Source organism: Herminiimonas arsenitoxidans, assembly GCF_900130075.1.
GTDB lineage: Bacteria > Pseudomonadota > Gammaproteobacteria > Burkholderiales > Burkholderiaceae_D > Oxalicibacterium > Oxalicibacterium arsenitoxidans.
Genome location: NZ_LT671418.1, coordinates 901,761 through 920,931, shown reverse-complemented (window position 1 = coordinate 920,931; position 19,171 = coordinate 901,761). Strand labels below are relative to the sequence as shown.

General features: G+C 50.1%; 16 protein-coding genes and 1 tRNA gene. 11 read left to right on the top strand and 6 right to left on the bottom strand.

Annotation, left to right across the window (positions count from 1 at the left end; genetic code table 11):
- The first annotated feature begins 7 nt into the window (after nucleotides 1–7).
- From pheS to BQ6873_RS04235, 6 genes are all read left to right on the top strand, one after another.
- Nucleotides 8–1,024, top strand: coding sequence for a phenylalanine--tRNA ligase subunit alpha (gene pheS / locus BQ6873_RS04260; RefSeq protein WP_076591539.1), 1,017 nt, complete (start codon nucleotides 8–10; stop codon nucleotides 1,022–1,024).
- Between the two features lie 88 nt (nucleotides 1,025–1,112).
- Nucleotides 1,113–3,542: a phenylalanine--tRNA ligase subunit beta gene (gene pheT / locus BQ6873_RS04255; protein ID WP_076591538.1), complete on the top strand. Its 2,430-nt coding sequence runs from the start codon at nucleotides 1,113–1,115 to the stop codon at nucleotides 3,540–3,542.
- A 79-nt stretch (nucleotides 3,543–3,621) separates the two neighbouring features.
- Nucleotides 3,622–3,975: an integration host factor subunit alpha gene (locus tag BQ6873_RS04250; RefSeq protein WP_456237242.1), complete on the top strand. Its 354-nt coding sequence runs from the start codon at nucleotides 3,622–3,624 to the stop codon at nucleotides 3,973–3,975.
- A gap of 5 nt (nucleotides 3,976–3,980) precedes the next feature.
- Complete coding sequence (locus BQ6873_RS04245; RefSeq protein ID WP_076591536.1) at nucleotides 3,981–4,367, top strand: MerR family transcriptional regulator; 387 nt, start codon at nucleotides 3,981–3,983, stop codon at nucleotides 4,365–4,367.
- Between the two features lie 77 nt (nucleotides 4,368–4,444).
- Nucleotides 4,445–4,521: transfer RNA gene (locus BQ6873_RS04240), tRNA-Pro, on the top strand.
- Nucleotides 4,522–4,732: 211 nt separating this feature from the next.
- Nucleotides 4,733–5,569, top strand: coding sequence for a TlpA disulfide reductase family protein (locus BQ6873_RS04235; RefSeq protein WP_076591535.1), 837 nt, complete (start codon nucleotides 4,733–4,735; stop codon nucleotides 5,567–5,569).
- A 41-nt stretch (nucleotides 5,570–5,610) separates the two neighbouring features.
- Here the strand turns inward: BQ6873_RS04235 and BQ6873_RS04230 are convergent, their stop codons facing one another.
- Nucleotides 5,611–7,308 (bottom strand): methyl-accepting chemotaxis protein, encoded by a 1,698-nt coding sequence (locus BQ6873_RS04230; protein ID WP_076593934.1) that lies wholly within the window; start codon nucleotides 7,306–7,308, stop codon nucleotides 5,611–5,613.
- Between the two features lie 651 nt (nucleotides 7,309–7,959).
- Here BQ6873_RS04230 and modA point away from each other — a divergent pair.
- From modA to BQ6873_RS04210, 4 genes are all read left to right on the top strand, one after another.
- Entirely contained in the window at nucleotides 7,960–8,685 is a 726-nt protein-coding gene (gene modA / locus BQ6873_RS04225) for a molybdate ABC transporter substrate-binding protein (protein WP_083664382.1), read from the top strand.
- 96 nt (nucleotides 8,686–8,781) lie between these two features.
- Nucleotides 8,782–9,246 (top strand): nitrate reductase associated protein, encoded by a 465-nt coding sequence (locus tag BQ6873_RS04220; protein ID WP_076591533.1) that lies wholly within the window; start codon nucleotides 8,782–8,784, stop codon nucleotides 9,244–9,246.
- A gap of 325 nt (nucleotides 9,247–9,571) precedes the next feature.
- On the top strand, nucleotides 9,572–10,705 hold the full coding sequence (locus BQ6873_RS04215; RefSeq protein WP_076591532.1) for a M14 family metallopeptidase: 1,134 nt from the start codon (nucleotides 9,572–9,574) through the stop codon (nucleotides 10,703–10,705).
- Nucleotides 10,702–11,166, top strand: coding sequence for a CYTH domain-containing protein (locus tag BQ6873_RS04210; protein WP_076591531.1), 465 nt, complete (start codon nucleotides 10,702–10,704; stop codon nucleotides 11,164–11,166). The genes BQ6873_RS04215 and BQ6873_RS04210 overlap by 4 nt, the downstream gene beginning before the upstream one ends.
- A gap of 28 nt (nucleotides 11,167–11,194) precedes the next feature.
- Here the strand turns inward: BQ6873_RS04210 and BQ6873_RS04205 are convergent, their stop codons facing one another.
- The 5 genes from BQ6873_RS04205 to BQ6873_RS04185 all read right to left on the bottom strand — a co-directional run bounded on the left by BQ6873_RS04205 (nucleotide 11,195) and on the right by BQ6873_RS04185 (nucleotide 18,044).
- A complete protein-coding gene (locus tag BQ6873_RS04205) occupies nucleotides 11,195–12,445 on the bottom strand; it encodes a DUF2863 family protein (protein ID WP_076591530.1) in 1,251 nt (416 codons plus the stop codon).
- Between the two features lie 183 nt (nucleotides 12,446–12,628).
- Complete coding sequence (gene acnA / locus BQ6873_RS04200; protein ID WP_076591529.1) at nucleotides 12,629–15,352, bottom strand: aconitate hydratase AcnA; 2,724 nt, start codon at nucleotides 15,350–15,352, stop codon at nucleotides 12,629–12,631.
- Between the two features lie 89 nt (nucleotides 15,353–15,441).
- Entirely contained in the window at nucleotides 15,442–15,936 is a 495-nt protein-coding gene (locus BQ6873_RS04195) for a hypothetical protein (RefSeq protein ID WP_076591528.1), read from the bottom strand.
- Nucleotides 15,937–15,994: 58 nt separating this feature from the next.
- The gene (locus BQ6873_RS04190; protein ID WP_076591527.1) at nucleotides 15,995–16,966 is read right to left on the bottom strand and encodes an HpcH/HpaI aldolase/citrate lyase family protein; all 972 of its coding nucleotides are present in this window, start codon (nucleotides 16,964–16,966) and stop codon (nucleotides 15,995–15,997) included.
- Nucleotides 16,967–17,054: 88 nt separating this feature from the next.
- Entirely contained in the window at nucleotides 17,055–18,044 is a 990-nt protein-coding gene (locus BQ6873_RS04185) for a malate dehydrogenase (protein WP_076591526.1), read from the bottom strand.
- A 283-nt stretch (nucleotides 18,045–18,327) separates the two neighbouring features.
- On the opposite strand from BQ6873_RS04185, the gene BQ6873_RS04180 reads away from it, so the two are divergent.
- Nucleotides 18,328–19,116, top strand: a complete 789-nt coding sequence (locus tag BQ6873_RS04180; RefSeq protein ID WP_076591525.1) for a GntR family transcriptional regulator — start codon at nucleotides 18,328–18,330, stop codon at nucleotides 19,114–19,116.
- Nucleotides 19,117–19,171: the final 55 nt, after the last annotated feature.

Genomic DNA, 19,171 nt, shown 5'->3' with positions numbered 1-19,171 from the left:
ATACCGCATGAATCCCCTAGAACAACTTGTCATTCAAGCCCAGACCGATTTCGCCGTCGCAGATGATGCCGCCGCGCTGGAAAACGCGAAAGCGAAGTACCTCGGTAAAACGGGACAGATCACCGAACAAATGAAGAGCCTGGGCAAGCTTGCGCCGGATGAGCGCAAAGCACAGGGCGCTGTCATTAATTCCGCCAAAGAAAAAATCGAAGCTGCACTGACCGCACGTCGTGATGCATTATCGAATGCACAGATGGAAGCGCGTCTGAACGCAGAGGCGATCGACATTACACTGCCAGGCCGCGGTCGCGGTACCGGCGGCATACACCCAGTAATGCGCACATGGCAGCGCGTCGAAGAAATTTTCGGTTCGATAGGCTTTGATGTTGCCGACGGCCCGGAAATTGAAAACGACTGGACTAATTTCACCGCATTGAACAGCCCGGAGAATCATCCAGCGCGTTCGATGCAAGACACTTTCTACATCGACGGCAACGATACGCAAGGCAAGCCTTTGCTGTTGCGTACGCACACCAGTCCGATGCAAGTGCGTTATGCGCGCATGAACAAACCGCCGATCCGTGTGATAGCGCCTGGTCGTACTTATCGTGTCGATAGCGATGCGACGCACTCGCCTATGTTCCATCAGGTCGAAGGTTTGTGGATCGATGAAAACATCAGCTTCGCCGACTTGAAAGGTGTCTACCTTAATTTCGTCAAAGCCTTCTTTGAAACCGACGATTTGCAAGTGCGTTTCCGCCCATCGTATTTCCCGTTCACGGAACCGTCGGCCGAGATTGATATTGCTTTCGGTAGCGGTCCATTGAAAGGTCGCTGGCTGGAAGTCTCAGGCGCTGGTCAAGTGCATCCGACCGTGCTGCGCAATATGGGTATCGATCCAGAACAATACATCGGCTTCGCGTTCGGCTCCGGTCTGGAACGCTTGACGATGCTGCGTTATGGCATCAACGATCTGCGCCTGTTCTACGAAGGCGATTTGCGGTTTCTCAAACAATTCAACTAAAAGCAGTGACAAGCCGGAGCGCGCTCATTGAGCGCCTGCTCTGATTCTTTCTGTATTTTTGTGACGTCTGTGGCAAAAGGTTTTAATCATGCAATTTTCCGAAAGCTGGCTCCGTACGATGGTCGATCCGAACATGACTTCGGACGAATTGGCACACTTGTTGACGATGTCTGGCCTCGAGGTCGAAGAGGTTGAGCCGGTCGCGCCACCATTCTCGAATGTGGTGGTGGCAGAAGTGTTGGAAGTCGCCAAACATCCAAACGCTGATCGTTTGAACGTGTGTCAAGTCAATGCTGGTACCGGCACCATGCTCAACATCGTGTGTGGTGCGCCGAATGTGCGCGTCGGCATGAAGGTTGTCTGTGCAATGGCAGGTGCAATCTTGCCGCCAGGTGAAGACGGCAAACCGTTCGAAATCAAAGTCGGTGCATTGCGCGGTGTGGAATCGCAAGGCATGTTGTGTTCGGCAAAAGAATTGAAATTGTCGGACGAGCAGGGCGGCTTGATGGATTTGCCAGCTGATGCACCGATCGGTCAAAATTTCCGTGATTACTATCAACTGAACGATTTGAAGTTCACGATCAAGCTGACCCCGAACAAGGCAGATTGTCTGTCGGTATTGGGTGTCGCGCGTGAAGTATCCGCGTTGACTGGTACGCCATTGAAAGCGCCGACCTATCAGACCGTTCCTGCAACGATTACTGATGTATTGCCAGTGACGGTTTCTGCCCCTGATTTATGTGGTCGTTTTTCCGGTCGTATCATTCGTGGCTTGAACGCTAAAGCACAAACACCAGACTGGATGAAGCAACGTCTGGAACGTAGTGGTCAACGTCCGATCTCGGCGCTGGTTGATATTTCCAATTACGTGATGCTGGAACTCGGTCGTCCTACGCATGTGTTCGATCTGAGCAAGATCCACGGCGGTTTGGATATTCGTTGGGGCAAAGCCGGTGAATCGCTGAAACTGTTGAACGGCAATACCGTTGCAGTCGATGAGTGGATAGGCGTGATCGCTGACGAGAAAGAAATCGAATCGCTGGCCGGCATCATGGGCGGCGACGCAAGCGCCGTATCGCTTGATACGCAAGATATCTACCTTGAAGCAGCATTCTGGTATCCAAATGCTATTCAAGGTCGTGGACGTCGTTTTAACTTCTCTACCGATGCAGCGCATCGTTTTGAGCGTGGCGTTGATTTCGCTACGACGGTTGAGCACATGGAGCGCATCACTGCATTAATCGTTGAAATTTGCGGCCAGAAAGATCAAACCGCTGTTGGTCCTATCGACGATCACATCGTCAACTTGCCTAAGCGCGAGCCTGTCAGTGTGCGTACTGCACGCGCCGTCAAAGTCATCGGTGTACCGCTGACAGATGAACTGATTGCAGATATCTTTACGCGACTTGGTTTGTCGTTCACGCAAAAAGATGGTGTGTTTTCTGTCACGCCACCGTCGTATCGCTTCGATATCGAGATTGAAGAAGATCTGATTGAAGAGATTGCGCGCGTCTATGGTTTTGAGAATATTCCAGCCTTGCCACCAGTCGCTGCGAGCGCAATGCGTATTCGCCCAGAGAATACACGTTCCTTGTTTACTGTCCGTCGCCAGTTGGCCGATGCGGATTACCAGGAAGTAGTTAACTTCAGCTTTGTCGAACAAACGTGGGAAGCCGATTTTGCCGGCAATACCAATCCGATCAAATTGTTGAATCCGATCGCTAGTCAGATGAGCGTTATGCGTTCATCGATGATCGGTAGCTTGATCGCGAATGTGCGCTACAACCTGAATCGTAAAGTCAGCCGTATTCGCTTGTTTGAAATTGGCGCTGTGTATCTGCGCAACAATGAAAAACAAGACGGGCCATTATCGGTCGCTGGTTACGATCAGCCTAAACGCGTGGCTGCGATGGCCTATGGTTCGATTGCTGAAGAGCAATGGGGACAAGCATCACGCAATGTCGATTACTTCGATGTCAAAGCTGATCTGGAAGCATTGTTTGCACCGAAGAAGCTGAGCTTTACCAAAGTAGAGCATCCAGCATTGCATCCAGGACGCTCTGCTAACGTTTTGCTCGAAGGCAAAGTAGTCGGCTTTATCGGTGAATTGCATCCACGTTGGCAGCAAAAGTACGATCTGCCGCTGGCACCTGTTTTGTTCGAGGTTGATGCAGATGCCTTGCAGCGAGTAGACGTACCTTCTTACAAAGAGATTTCCAAGTTCCCGGCAGTAACACGGGATCTGGCTTTGGTCGTCAAACAAACAGTCTCCATGCAGGATTTGATGGATAGCTTTGTTGCTGAAAAGCAAGCTAATCCAGTTTGTCATATTCTGCAAGTGGTTGTTTTATTTGATGAATATCGTGGAAAGGGATTGGAGTCGGATGAAAAAAGCCTTGCTTTCCGCTTCACCTTACAAGATACTCAATTAACCCTGCAAGATGATTTGGTCGATGCCGCAATGGCTGCATTTGTTGCCGCCGCTAGTACAAAGCATGGGGCTAAATTGCGTGCATAAAGAGGCAGGGAATAATAATATGAACGACGTGAATTCAGCCGAACTCCAATCAGTATTAGCTGCCGATCTCAACCGCGCGATGTTGGAGGCGCAGGTGCGTTCGCAAGCTGAAAAAGACTTGCCAACCTTGACCAAGGCTGAGTTGGCTGAGTTGCTGTTTGAGCAAGTTGGCTTGAACAAGCGCGAAGCCAAAGATATGGTCGAGACGTTTTTCGATGAAATTCGTAACGCACTGGAACGTGGCGAAGCGGTCAAATTGTCCGGATTCGGCAATTTCCAGTTGCGTGACAAACCGCAGCGTCCGGGACGTAATCCAAAGACCGGGGAAGAAATTCCAATCACGGCGCGTCGCGTCGTCACCTTTCATGCGAGCCAGAAGCTCAAAGGCATGGTAGAGGATTCCAGCCAAAAACCGCTCGCGCATACAGCCTGAATTAAATGAACGAACGGATCCAGAAACCAGAATTGGTTGCATTGCCACCGATTCCCGCAAAACGTTATTTCACCATTGGTGAAGTCAGCGAATTGTGTGGCGTGAAGCCGCACGTCCTGCGTTATTGGGAGCAGGAATTTACGCAGTTGAAACCAGTGAAGCGTCGCGGTAACCGCCGCTACTACCAGCATCATGAAGTACTGCTGATTCGTCGTATTCGTGAACTGCTGTACGAACAAGGTTTCACTATCAGCGGCGCGCGTAATAAGCTGGATAGCCGTATTCTGGATGCGCACTTGGACGATGATGCTCCACCTGCTGCAACAGTCGACTCCGGTCAGTTATCAGCTATTCGCAATGAACTGATCGAGATTTTGGCGCTGCTGAAATAAGTACTGCGTTAGTGCAAGAATTTCACGCTGATGCATGACGAAAATACATTCCTGCTCTGGTATAATTTTTCGCTTGTCGGGGCGTAGCGCAGCCTGGTAGCGTACTTGCATGGGGTGCAAGGGGTCGAGTGTTCGAATCACTCCGTCCCGACCAATAAAATTAAAAACAAAAAGGCCAATCAACTGATTGGCCTTTTTGTTTTTGAGGATCTAACAAGCCTTGCTGCGATCTTAGGCGCACTCCACAGTAACACTCACAGGAAGGCTGGGTGTTGCATCCATCCGTCGAGTCTAGCGTGAGTAGCGTTCTCATCTTCCGGCTTGATACAACGTTTTTCTCAGTTCATTAGACAGGATGGCAATCGATGACATCATCTTTACAAATCGGCCCGCTCGCGATTCCGTATTCACTTATTTTGATTGCCGTAGCAGTCTTCATCGGCAACCTTATTGCGAAGCTTGTGGATAAGGGCACTGAAAAGACTATCGAGAATCATTTTTTCAAAATTCTCGTTGTCGCGGTATTGGTGGCTCGTATCGCATTTGTTATTCAATACAGAGCAGCTTATTTTTCCAGCCCATTAGATATTCTTGATATACGAGATGGCGGTTGGAACGCACAGGCGGGTGTTATAGCTGCATGGCTGTATGCACTTCTACTGATTAAAAGGAAAGTTTATTTAAGGAAGCCGCTACTCCTCGTGATGTTCGGTTCTAGCTTAGTGTGGATAGCTGGGACTGTCGCCTTGGCAATGCTGGCAAAGGATGCACTTCCTATTCCTGACTTGAAACTTAATTCAATGACTGGCGATGAGGTTTATCTGGCAAAGTTTAAGGGCCAGCCTACGGTCATCAATTTTTGGGCAACTTGGTGTCCGCCTTGTCAGAGAGAGATGCCAGTTCTTGAGAAGGCACAGCAACAGAATCCTGGCATTAATTTTGTGTTTATTAATCAGGGTGAGTCGAAGTTGCAAGTGGAGCAGTTCTTGGCATCAAATCATCTAATGATACGAAATGTACTCATGGATACATCGGGTGTCGCCGGAAAGGAATTTGGAGTTAAAGGGATGCCTTCGACGTATTTTTTTGATGCAAGCGGTAACTTAATGGACTCTCGCATTGGAGAAGTATCCGATGCAAGCTTGCTGGAGAAGCTGCAGAAAATAAATCCCCAGTCCTATCTCCCTAAGGAGAGTCCATGATTTCTAATAGCGCATTGATCGAATCAATCAGTTAGCCCCGATCAGGATCTTCTCGCGGAAATGCGAGCAACTTGTGGCTGCTTAACCTCCGCACGATCTGCAACTCGCAACGGTGCTCTGACTGCTGACGGTGATGCAATCGTCACAACTGCTGCTGGCTGCGCAAGCTCTACCGAACTGGAACGGTAGCCGATGCGAAAGCCACCCCAGTGTTTTCCATACACATAAATAGGCACGGATAAATCGTGCATGACTTCGCCGGTATCGCGCTTATAAGTCTGCAATAAGAACGGTTTGGTATTCGAGCCGCAGCGCTTGCCGGTGCGATCGGTGAAGATGCGTTTGGTGCGGTTATTCACCAGATCGACATCGTAGTCGCCGGTCAGTGGCTTGGAAAATTTCCGGTTATGGGTAGGGAAGTAACCGTTGTCATCGACGGCCCCGGCATAAGCCAGTTGCGGCATCGCATTCAGTATTGGTTCTTGTATCTCCGGTAAAACACGATCTGTGAAAGCGTCGAATTGAGTCGTGTGCTTGGGCGGTGACGTATTCACTAATGGCCGATACTGACGGTCAAACAACGCTTCGCGAGTGATACGTCCGTTAGCGATGGCTTGTTCAAACATCGTTCCAATTTGACGTGCTGCCTCGCTTGCAACGAGACGGATCTGATCGTGCTGGGTAGCTGCTCCGCTTTCGGCGATTGCGTCGTAAACTACTTCGGCACGTTCCGACAAGGCCATCGCTGATGCCGCAACGCGCGGCAATTCTGTATCTGTCGCCAGCATGCCGTCGCGGATTTTCAGAATGGCTGCTGCAATTCTATGAGTGGTTTCTACATGTTCACGCGAGGCTTGTGCAATTTGTTGTATCTCTTCTTCGGAGCTGCTAGCGGCACGCTCGATATTGCCAAGAAATCCATGTACCCGTTCTACGTTCTGCGAAGCTTCCATCACCTTGCTACTGAGTGCATGCATGCCGGCAGTGGCTCGTTCTGCCTCGACATTGATGGCGCTTACCATGGAGCCGATATCATCGGTTGCCTCCTTGGTTCGCTGCGCCAGTTGTCGCACTTCGCCAGCAACCACGGCAAAACCTCGGCCATGTTCTCCGGCACGAGCCGCTTCGATGGCAGCATTGAGTGCCAGCAGATTGGTGCGAGCAGCAATTTCGCTGATGACTTCAGTGATGCCATGAATGCGGCGCGATTTGTCTTGTAGTACGCGCATCATTTCTGATGCTGCTTGTGCATCATCGCGCGCCTTACTGATTTGTTCTAGTCCCAGATTGACTTCAGCACGGCCAGCGACGCTTTCGGTGCGTACTTCGGCAGCAACTTGTGATGCACGCTCAGCATTGGCGGCAATTTGTTCAGTGGTGCTGGCATTTTGTTCTGAGCCGGCAACGATGCCATTAGCTGCCTGTACATCTTGCGCAATTTTGTTCTTGATTGAATCGACGAAAAAAGAAGTCTCGGCAGCACCGATCATGATGTGATCAATTTCGCTGCCTACCTTGTTAACAAAGTCCAGGCTCTTGCCACCGCCGCGATGATGCAGCACATCGAGCAAGCCGGCGCTGACCAATGCGGTTATCAACAGCAGCCAAGGTAATGCCAATGTGCTGTCAGTTAATTGCCAGGTGCCGAGCGCTAATCCGACTCCCGCAGCGACTGCTGTTAACAGCGTCGCAGCCCGTGTTAGCCATCGGGGAAAACTTTTGTTTTTATTCCTGAACATATCGCGGTCTCCACGCAAATGATCTGTCTCGCCTTCATTTTTTTGCTTGGCAGGATGCAGATTGGACTTAAAAAACGACAAGTTTCAATGCCACGGAGGCTTTTTAGGTGAGGACGACATTCCTAGCTTCTTCTTGTGGCAGACGTGTAATTCTTGTTTTATGCAACTTGATACTACTCACACTAACTTACGCCGAGCTTATGCCGAAGTGCATTAGAAGCAAGCAGGAACAGGAATTTTATAACTCTAAAATTCACTGCGATGTGGTGTGAAAATGGAAACATCTAATTTTCACAAGCTAGAACTCAGTCAAAATTTTTCTCTATTGAGACGCTCTGATCCATCGGGTGCAAGGTGATGTGGCGTGTTCGAATCCCTGTACGCAGATCAATTAAATCAAAGAGTTACGGATTTTTTGACGCTGGTTAGCGATATATCGAAGATTCCTGACAGTGCGCTTATCTCAGGGATGCCGAGGCTGCCTATATGCAAAGATACGCATATTGGAGATGTTTGAAATGATGCGTACTATGGCAGGCAAGTTGGCCATGCACTCTCTGTTTTGATGAAAATATTTGCCAAAATGTTCACAACAGTAATGATCATGGTGATTCAACTCATTCCTTTATAGGGCAGGCAGAAACCTCATTGATGATCAATCCACCATTACTGTTAGCCGCCGGTAGTTTGCGCACTGCGATGGATGAAATCATCGTTGCTTATCAGGCGCAAGGTGGTACTGCCTTTACGGCGGAGTACGGTCCGTCGGGGAAGTTGAGGCAAGAGATAGAAGCGGGTGCCAAAGTGGATGTATTCGCTTCGGCATCGACTGATCATACTGAAGCGCTTGCACAGAAAAAGCTGCTGGCGGCATCAACGGTATTTACGCATAACGACTTGTGTGTGCTTGCGCGGCCGCAGTTGGATGTGCGTGAAGATAATCTGTTGGCATTGCTGGCGAATCCGACGGTGCGTGTGGCGACTTCTACGCCGTTAAGTGATCCTATGGGTGATTACACTTGGCAGTTTTTTCGGAATGCAGATAAACAGCAGTCAGGGTTTTATCAAACACTCAATGCCAAGGTTTTGAAATTATCTGGCGCAAGCATGCCGGTAGCTGGCGAGAAGCTGCCTTACATTACTGCTTTTGAAGACGATAAAGCCGATGTCTATATCATGTATCGCACCAATGCTCTTGTAACGAAGCACACCTTGCCGGAACTGAATGTGGTGCAGATACCGGATGACTTGAATGTGCGCAGTGCTTACGGGATTGCAGCAGCTTCGCAATCTGAAGAAGGAAAGCGCTTTGTACATTTTGTTCTGTCATCGGCAGGGCAGGAGATTTTGAAAAGACATGGCTTTAACGAGCGATGAAACATAACGGTTTTAGAAGAAAAGAATGAAGAACAGTACGACTCAAGATGTAGTCAGTCGAGCAGAGACATTTGTTATTGGCGGCATCGTTTAATCATGCAGGGGCTTTTTGACTTCGAACAAGATGGACGCTATCCATTGCGCCGTATTCCTATGGTCATGCGTTTCAATCTGGATGCGTGTGGCATTAGAATTTCTCTCACTGCATGGATTACATTGAGTCGTGACGAGCGCGAGTTACTGGTGACCCTGCCATGTTCATCTGAAGTAGAGCAGCGCGTCTATCGTGAGTGTTTGACCGCGATGCTGGCACCGCATGCTGATAATCCGGATGCAGCAATTGAATCTGTAGAAATTGATGCATCGCCTGCCTGGAAAAATACGCAGATGATCCCACCGCCAGTGATTGTCAGCCTTACGGAGCTTGCTCTGCCGTTACCTACACTAGCGCAGTGGCGCTCTTTGAGTGATCTGCAGCGATTCGCATTGATCAAGCTAACGCGCTCTGGACACAAGAATGCCAACCTCATGCCGGCGATGAAAGAGTTTGGTCTGGTCTGAAGTTTGTTTGGCGGGATACAGTCCTTATATTTCACGAGAAAAATTATTGCAATGCATGTATTGCCGATATGAACGTTCCGCTACCACTTGTCCTACGTGATAATCAGACGTGTCCGATATCCATATCTGTCTATGCGCTATAACATTCGTTGCAATTACCGGAGCCGGCGGTTCGAAAATATACCGGCACCAATTTTCCGCATTACCTAGTTGAGTCATATATTCGGCTTCTCAACTTCTTCAAAAAATCCAATACCGCAGCAACAATCAACGGCTTTACGATATCCTGTTGGCCATGATCAAGCCAACCATTCGGAAATAAGTGATGACTATCAAAATCAGTTCCCATTTCGATGCCGGCGCAATTGATGTGCTGCGCGCTGATTCGGCACAATCTATCGAGCTTAATTTGCGGAAGGATTCCAATGCGGATATTGCGCAATGGTTTTATTTCCGTCTGCAAGGCGCGCGTGGAGAACGCTGTACATTGCGTTTCCTGAATGCTGGTGAAGCAACTTATCCGGATGGCTGGAAAAATTATCAAGCCGTTGCCAGTTACGATCGTAAAAATTGGTTTCGTGTTGCGACGGCATTCGATGGCAAGGTGATGACGATTGCGCATACGCCGCAATTCGACAGCGTGTATTACGCTTACTTCGAGCCATATCCATGGGAACGCCATCTGGATTTACTGGCTCGCGCGCAAATGTCTGCACTGGTACACCTGGAGGATTTGGGTAGTACGGTTGAAGGTCGCGATATGAATGTGTTGGTAATCGGCGATCCATCAGCATCGAAAAAAATCTGGGTCATCGCGCGCCAACATCCAGGCGAAACCATGGCGGAATGGTTTGCGGAGGGGATGGTGGATGCTTTGCTGGATCAAGCTAATCCGCTTGCGCAAAAACTATTGAAACATGCCGTGTTCTATATCGTTCCGAACATGAATCCGGACGGTGCGATACATGGAAATTTGCGCACCAATGCAGCAGGTGCCAATCTGAATCGCGAGTGGATGACGCCCACGCTGGAAAGCAGCCCGGAAGTCTTTCACGTAAAAAATAAAATTCATGAAATTGGTTGTGATTTGTTTCTCGATATACACGGTGATGAAGGTTTACCTTATGTCTTCGTGGCCGGTAGTGAAATGCTGGAAGGCTTTTCGCCACAGCAAGCCAGCGAGCAGGAAAATTTCATCGAGCAATTCTTGCGTGCCAGCGAAGACTTTCAAACCGAGGTTGGATATAGCGCAGGGAAGTATCGTGCAGACATGTTGAAGCTGGCCTCCAAATACATAGGCCATACATTCAAATGCGTTTCCTTGACGCTAGAGATGCCATTCAAGGACAACGCACGCTTGCCAGAGCCGAAAGTCGGCTGGAATGGTGCGCGCAGTGCGAATCTGGGTAAAGAAATGCTGTCGCCGATTCTGCATCATCTTGAGCGTGGTGCAAGATGAGCGTCGAGATAGAACGAAAATTTCTGGTGCGCGGTACGGACTGGAAAAAATTGGGGCAGGCGGTTGCAATACGCCAAGGGTATCTGTCGTCAGATCGCGATCGTATCGTACGTGTGCGCATCGAAGATGCTTCGGCGACCTTGACGATCAAGGGGCGCATGGTCGGTATCACGCGCGGCGAATGGGAATATCCGATTCCCATCAATGAGGCCGATGAGTTACTGAATGGCTTGTGTGAACGACCGTTGATCGAAAAAACGCGTACACGTATTGTTCACGATGGTCTGGTGTGGGAAGTAGATGAATTCTTTGGCGATAACCAAGGTTTGGTTGTGGCCGAGATCGAGCTGGAGAGTGAAGGGCAGGTCTTCAGTAAGCCTGATTGGGTCGCCGAAGAAGTGACGGACGACCCGCGCTATTTCAATGCCAATTTATTGCGCCACCCATTTACCGCTTGGTAAATCTGGCTTAATAGATGGCGCGCGAATCTTAGTGCAGATGGGTTGATCCTGCGGGTGCGCCTTCCGGCATTTCTGCATGGACCAATTCTGCATTCATATCAGCGTAGAGCGGTGAGCCGCAATCGTCGCAGAACTCCATTGCAAAGCATTCGGTGTGGCGTTTGACATTCACGATGCCGCATTCTTCAAGTAGGGCGAGAATTTCTTCAATTGGCGACTTGCGTTCGATGTCGGCAGAGATCACCGGATCGGTTGATGTTTCAACGCTGCGATACTGCAGCTCTGCATCATCTTCCTCGCCATACAGCGGCCATACAATGCCGTAAACCACATCAGTATCTTTTTCCAGCGTAAAGCCGATACGATATTCATCGACGCGGCCGTCTGTAGATTCTTCGCCAAAGCTGCCGATAATTGCCTGCAATGCACTAGGCTCTACGTTCAACGTATGCGTCAGGTAATGCACGGCCGCACGTATTGATGCTGGCCGGATTTGCTTGTCGCCTTCGCGACAGGCAACGAAGTAGGCTTCTGGCAGTAATAATTCAATACCGCAGCCTGGCAGCAAGCGTGCGATATTCGGCATCGCTTGCGCATTCCATTGCGCCAATGCTTCATCGCGTTCTGCCAGATTGGCTGATGCCTGCCAGCGGAATAGCGGTTCGCCTGCGACGGCAGTGACAACGGCCAGCAGATAGCGTGTATCGGCGAGGAAGGGCGCTGTTTCGGGTGCTTGTGTAGGTTGCTTCAGTGCCGCACCTTTTAATGCAGCTTGCGCCATGCGGTGTGTGAAGGCGAAGGTTTCTGCATGGTTGCGTGGCAATTGATCAATAGAAAATAGGGCAGATGCCATGACCATTTTGGTCTCCGTTGCCAGCATGTGTGCGTGCAAATGTGCGGACAAGGTCGTCGTCACGTCTGTCGGTATCGCGCCGGAGGCAATGGAAAAGCGTGTCCACGCCAATATCGGCATCGCAATCAGCAATGCATCATAAAGTACGCCATCTTGTTCGATCTGACAGGATTCGCTGGCGGCTTCCGCGCATTCCATCAAGGCATCGTAGGCAGCAGATTCCTGTTTGAATAAATGATCGAGTGCAGCATCGATGGTGTCTTGATGATCATTCTTTAACAGCTTGCGCAGCAATGTATCCAATTGCCGCTCCCAGTTACGTTCTTCCAGGCGGCTTGCCGCTTGAATGATGGCTTGGGCGAGCGTTGCCAATCGTTGGCTGTCGGCAGACAGTTTCTGGCTAGTATTTTTGGACGGACGACGCATGAATGAATAATCTGCAGAAGGAAGATGAACTTGTATTGTAGTGGATTACACCGGCACCAAGTGCTTGCATGCGACTTTGAGCATGATGCGTGTAGATATCGTCCACACATTAAAAAAGCCGCATGAATAATTCATGCGGCTTTTTGCATTTCATGCGCAGGAAGCGCATGGAATAAAGTCAACTTATGCAGCCAGCAACTGACGAAGAACGAATGGCAGAATGCCGCCGTGCTTGTAGTAATCGACTTCGATAGGTGTATCGATGCGCAACAGTACTTTTACTTCTTGCGCTTCGCCATTGGCGCGATGGATCACCAGCGTCACTTCTTGCTGTGGACGCAGATTGCCTTCGAGACCTTTCAGGTCGAAGGTTTCTTTGCCTGTGATGCCAAGCGTGGTGACGCTGTCGTTACCGAGGAATTGCAATGGCAATACGCCCATACCGACCAAGTTGGAGCGATGGATACGTTCGTATGAACGTGCGATCACAGCTTTAACACCCAACAGTTGCGTACCTTTGGCTGCCCAGTCACGCGACGAACCTGTGCCGTACTCTTCGCCAGCGAAGACCATGGTAGGCGTACCGTCATTGACGTAACGCATTGCTGCATCGTAAATCGACATTTCTTCACCGCTAGGCTGATGCAGAGTGATGCCGCCTTCAACACGCGAACCGTCTGGTTTGACTGGAATCATCAAGTTCTTGATACGCACGTTGGCGAAGGTGCCGCGCATCATGATTTCGTGATTGCCACGACGTGAGCCGTAGGAGTTGAAATCGGCTTTCATCACGCCTTTTTCGCTCAGGTATTTACCAGCTGGGCTGGTGTCCTTGATCGAACCAGCAGGCGAGATGTGATCGGTGGTGATCGAGTCGCCAAATACGCCGAGTGCGCGTGCAGCAGTGATGCTGGTTGCAGCAGCTTTTGGTTCCATCGTGAAGTCGTTGAAGAACGGTGGTTCAGCGATGTAGGTCGATGTTGGCCAGTCGTAGACTTGACCTTCTGCAACGCCCTTGATGCCTTCCCACAGCTTGCCTGGTGCAGTTTTGACTTGTGCGTAATTGTCTTTGAAGACTTTCGCATTCATCGCAAACTTCATCAGCTTCGACACTTCCTGACTGGTTGGCCAGATGTCACCCAGATAAACGTCACGCATCTTGCCATCAGCACCTTTGCCGCGGCCGACTGGTTCGGTCATCAGATCACGTGTCATGTTGCCGGCGATCGCGTAAGCGACAACCAACGGTGGCGAGGCGAGGAAGTTGGAGCGAATGTTCGGGTGAATACGCGCTTCAAAGTTACGGTTACCAGACAATACGGCAGACGCCACGATGTCATGCTGCACAATCGCTTCGTTCATCGCTGGTGTCAGGTCGCCGGCATTGCCGATACAGGTTGTGCAACCGTAAGCGGTGACGCCGAAGCCGAGTTTTTCCAGGTACGGCAGCAAGCCAGCAGCTTGCAGGTATTCCGTTACGACACGTGAGCCAGGCGCAAGCGAGGTCTTGATGTGTGGCGATACTTTCAAGCCTGCTTCGACTGCTTTTTTCGCCAGCAAGCCAGCAGTCAGCAAGACGCTTGGGTTGGAGGTGTTGGTGCAGGAGGTGATGGCTGCGATCAGCACATCACCGTTTTTGACTTTAACGCCGTCGCTGTTGGTGTAGACAGCATCCAGATCTTCGGCTTTCTTGTTAAAGCCGTTTTCCGAAGTTGGTTTGGCAAACAAGTCTGCGAAGTTTTGTTTGACGTGACCGATTTCGATACGATCTTGCGGACGCTTAGGGCCAGCCAATGATGGTGCAACCGAACCGAGGTCCAGTGCGACGACGTGGGTGTAATCGATCTCGCCGGATTTTGGTACGCCGTACAGGTTTTGTGCTTTGAAGTAGGACTCGAACGCGTCGATTTCAGCTTTGGTACGGCCTGTACCTTTGAAGTAATCAATGGTTGCATCGTCAACTGGGAAGAAACCCATGGTTGCGCCGTATTCCGGTGCCATGTTGGCGATGGTAGCGCGGTCGGTCAACGACAGCGATTCTGTACCTTCGCCGAAGAATTCGACGAATTTGCCGACGACTTTTTCTTTGCGCAGCAATTCGGTAATGGTCAGAACCAGATCGGTTGCGGTCACGCCTTCACGCAACTGACCAGTCAAGTTCACGCCGACAACGTCAGGTGTCAGGAAATAAACTGGTTGGCCCAGCATGCCAGCTTCCGCTTCAATACCACCGACGCCCCAGCCGACTACGCCGATGCCGTTGATCATGGTGGTGTGCGAATCAGTACCGACCAGTGTGTCTGGGTAGTAAACGTTGTCTTTCTTGTGTACGCCGCGTGCCAAGTATTCCAGATTGACTTGATGTACGATGCCGAAGCCTGGTGGCACAACACCAAAGGTGTCAAATGCCTGCATGCCCCATTTCATGAACTGATAGCGCTCATTGTTGCGCTGGAATTCCAGTTTCATGTTCAGATCGAGCGCATTCTTTTGACGGAAGTGATCGATTTGAATCGAGTGATCGACGACCAGATCTACTGGCACTAACGGTTCGATGCCTTTTGGATCCTTGCCCAATTTGCTGGCGACGTTGCGCATGGCAGCCAGATCGGCGAGCAATGGCACACCGGTGAAATCCTGAAGCACGACGCGTGCAACGACGAAAGGAATTTCATCGGTGCGAGTTGCATTTGGCGACCAGTTGGCCAATTGCTTGATGTGTTCTTCGGTAACTTTTTTACCGTCGCAATTGCGCAGTACTGATTCCAGCACAATACGGATGGAAACCGGCAAACGGGAAACGTTCACGCCGAGTTTTTTGCCCAGCGCAGGCAAGGAGTAGAACTCGCCTTTTTTGGAACCTGAAATATTGAATTCCTTGAGTGTATTCAATGTATTGCGCGACATGATTTCTCCTTAATACTAATAACCGATACGAAATTTAATGCACGATGCCGTCAGATTTCGGCGGCGGCTTGCGGCATCGCTGTAACTATTCAACCTTTTGCAGCTTGTGCTTTTGCTTGTTCTGGATTTCTGCATTCATTGGCCAATTGCTGGCCTTTCTTTGAGTCGAGCAGCATGGCTTTGGATGGAATGTTGATCCATACCAGACCTGCTTTACGATTTTCAAAACGGTTGGCACCGGTGCTGGTACCGATGCGGCCTAAACGATGGACTTTGTCTTTCCAGCGGATGGCGATGTGTTTGTCGTCGTTATCGTTGGTGTAGATGGTGACCTTGTTACCAAGCTCGCAGCTGAAGTTAGTAACGGCAGAGCCTTCGATATTGGCTTCGCCGAGATCTTCCTGATTATCATCATCGGCAACAGCGGCAGCAGCAGGTGCTGCAACGACAGCAGCTTTCTTGACTGCTTTTTTAACTGGTTTTTTGGTGGTCGTGCTTGAGCTTGCGGCGCTTGATTGTGCAAAAGCCGGAGCGATTGCCGACGACATGCCGATCATCAGAAATGCGCAGAGTATTTTTTTCATGCCGGAATCTCCAGTAATTGATTCAACTGCAGTAATTTTTCTGCAGAGGAAGCTGTATTCATAAAATAGTGTGTGCGGATTCAGGCAGCGGTATTCCGCTGGCCTGCGCACGCTGCAATATCGTCCAGTAATAACGGTAGCTGGCGCGATCGTGCAGCTTTCCATTGTGTTGTATCGGGCCCCATTGAACGGCTTGTGCTTGCGACAGTATTTCTGCCGCCTCGTTCACTTCGGATAGTCGTGGTGCAAATGATTTCAAAATCGGTTTGATCTGGTTCGGATGGATGCTCCACATCCGTGTATAGCCAAATTCAGCGGCGGCGCGATGCGCGTCGCTTGCAACGACGGAGGTGTCGTTGATTTCGGTCGTGACATTGTGCGACGGTGTTTTGCCATGAGCATGGCAGGCGGCTGCGATTTCCAGCTTGGCACGCACCAATAGTGGATGCGTGAATTGTCCCGGAGTGCGCATGGCATTACCGGGAATGGCACCGTAGTGAGCAGAAACAAAATCCATCACGCCGAAGGACAAGCACTCAACTTGCGGTAAAGCGGCAATGGCAGATGAGTCGGCGAGTGCGCCATGCGTTTCTATCAAGACGTGGACGGGTAAGTTGTCGCGGCCTTGTTTCTTCGCATGATGATTGATGAGCGTAATCGCGTTTTCTACATCGGCAACACTATCGACTTTAGGCACGACTAGATAGGCCAGTCGTTGCGCTGCGTGTTGCAGAATAATTTCGATATCCTGCTCGAAGAATTCGCTGGTGACGTCGTGTACACGAGCACCGATTCGGCCGTATAGATTTTCTTCGCCGGCAACGAGTGTGCCGAGCAAATGCGCATGGGCGGCTTCATTGCCATGTGCTGCGCCATCTTCACAATCAAATGTAATGTCGAAGACTGGACCTAGTTCCTTTTGTAGCGCCAGGGATTTGCGCATCAATTTTTCGGAACCGGCATAGTGATCACATACCGGGATAGAAACCGGCGGACATTTGCCTTGAAAGAGGACTTCTGAAGGATGCATGTGTGGTGCGTTAATGACGTAATGGTCAGACTTGCTACGAGAAAAATGGACAAGCGATCCTGCGATCACTTGTCCATCGCTGTGAACATCAGCCTAAGAGATGTTTCACACCTTCGCGTTCTTCCATCAATTCTTTCAAGGTCAGGTTGATGCGCTCTTGCGAGAATGCATCGATTTCCAGGCCTTGAACGATTTTGTATTCGCCGTTTTCAACAGTGACAGGGAAGCCGAAGATGGTGTCTTTCGGAATGCCGTAGGAGCCGTCCGATGGAATACCCATGGTGACCCATTTGCCGTTGGTACCGAGTACCCAATCACGGACGTGATCGATGGCAGCGTTGGCAGCGGATGCTGCGGAAGATACACCGCGTGCATCGATGATGGCTGCGCCGCGTTTGCCGACTGTAGGCAGGAATACGTCTTTGTTCCAGACTTCGTCGTTGATCGCATCTTTAACCGATTTGCCATCGATCGTTGCGAAGCGATAATCCGGATACATGGTTGGCGAGTGATTGCCCCAGACAGTCAATTTTTCAATTGCGGTAACTGGCTTGCCGGTTTTTGCCGCGATTTGCGACAAGGCACGGTTGTGATCCAGACGCAGCATGGCGGTGAAGTTTTTCGCTGGCAGGTTAGGTGCCGATTTCATCGCAATGTATGCGTTGGTGTTGGCTGGGTTGCCGACCACCAGTACTTTGACGTTACGCGATGCGACTGCATCCAGCGCTTTGCCTTGTACCGTGAAGATTTGTGCATTCGCTTCCAGCAGATCTTTGCGTTCCATGCCTGGGCCGCGTGGACGTGCGCCTACCAGCAATGCAACGTCGATATCCTTGAACGCTGTCATTGGATCGCTGTGTGCCGTTACGCCAGCCAGCAATGGAAACGCGCAATCGTCGATTTCCATGATGACGCCTTTCAGCGCTTTTTGTGCTTTTTCATCGGCGATTTCCAGCAATTGCAAAATGACAGGCTGGTCTTTACCAAGCAAATCGCCGTTAGCGATGCGGAACAGAAGGGAATAGCCGATCTGGCCGGCGGCGCCGGTAACGGCGACACGCATTGGGGCTTTAGCCATGTTGAATCTCCAAGGTAATGATGAAGTTAAGGTCAGGTATTTGGAAAATATTCCGCGTGGCGCAATGATACAGTTGTATACCTGAGAAGTCAGCGCGGTTATTAAAATGCATTAGTCAATAATTGACCTCGATCCGAATGGCGAAAAGAGGTTGGGCTGTGTTGATCGCGAGTTTAGGCTTCTGTGATTTGGCTGTCAATATATATCTTATGTCTTATATAAGACATGTTAATTTCCATCTTTTGCTAGACGGCAAAGGTGGTTTTGTGGTGAAATCCACACTATGAGTTCAGCACCTACTTCCTTGCCGAATAAAAATGCTGCCAGCCCTGCTGCTGGCGGGACGGCGAGTTCTTCTCCGACCTTCAGTCCGCTTTATCAACAAATCAAGGCATTGATACTGCGTAGCCTGCAATCTGGTGAGTGGCGTCCTGGTGAGCTGATCCCGAGCGAAATGGACTTGGCGACGCGCTTCAAGGTTAGCCAAGGCACAGTACGCAAAGCCATTGATGAGCTTTCCGCGGAAAATCTCGTTGTGCGGCGACAAGGGAAGGGCACATTTGTCGCAACGCATCATGAAGCGCGTGCGCAGTTCCGTTTCTTGCGCCTGAAGCCAGACGTTGGCGAGCCACTTTATCCCGACAACACCATTATTGATGCCAGACGCCTGCGCGCGCCTGCGGATATTGCGCGCCAACTTGATATCAAGGCAGGGGATTCGGTTGTTTTCCTCAAGCGCATGCAGACATTCGATGGTGCGCCAACAATTTTAGAAGAGCTTTGGTTGCCGGGATCGATTTTCAAAGGTTTATCGGTTGAGCGCGTCTTGCAATACAAAGGGCCTATGTACGCCTTGCTGGAGACCGAATTCGGTACGCAAATGATACGAGCGGTCGAAAATATCAAGGCTGTGGTTGCCGATCAAGTTGCTGCGGATTTATTGCAGTTGCCGGTTAACACACCTTTACTTAGTGTGACGCGGATTTCATTTAGTTATGGTGATAAGCCGGTAGAGGTGCGTCGCTCCTTTTATGTGACCAATAATTATCATTATCGCAATGAGTTGAATTAAGCGTGCATCGCAATATGCATTTTTATTCGGTTAATTATTAAATAGGTAGATCAGT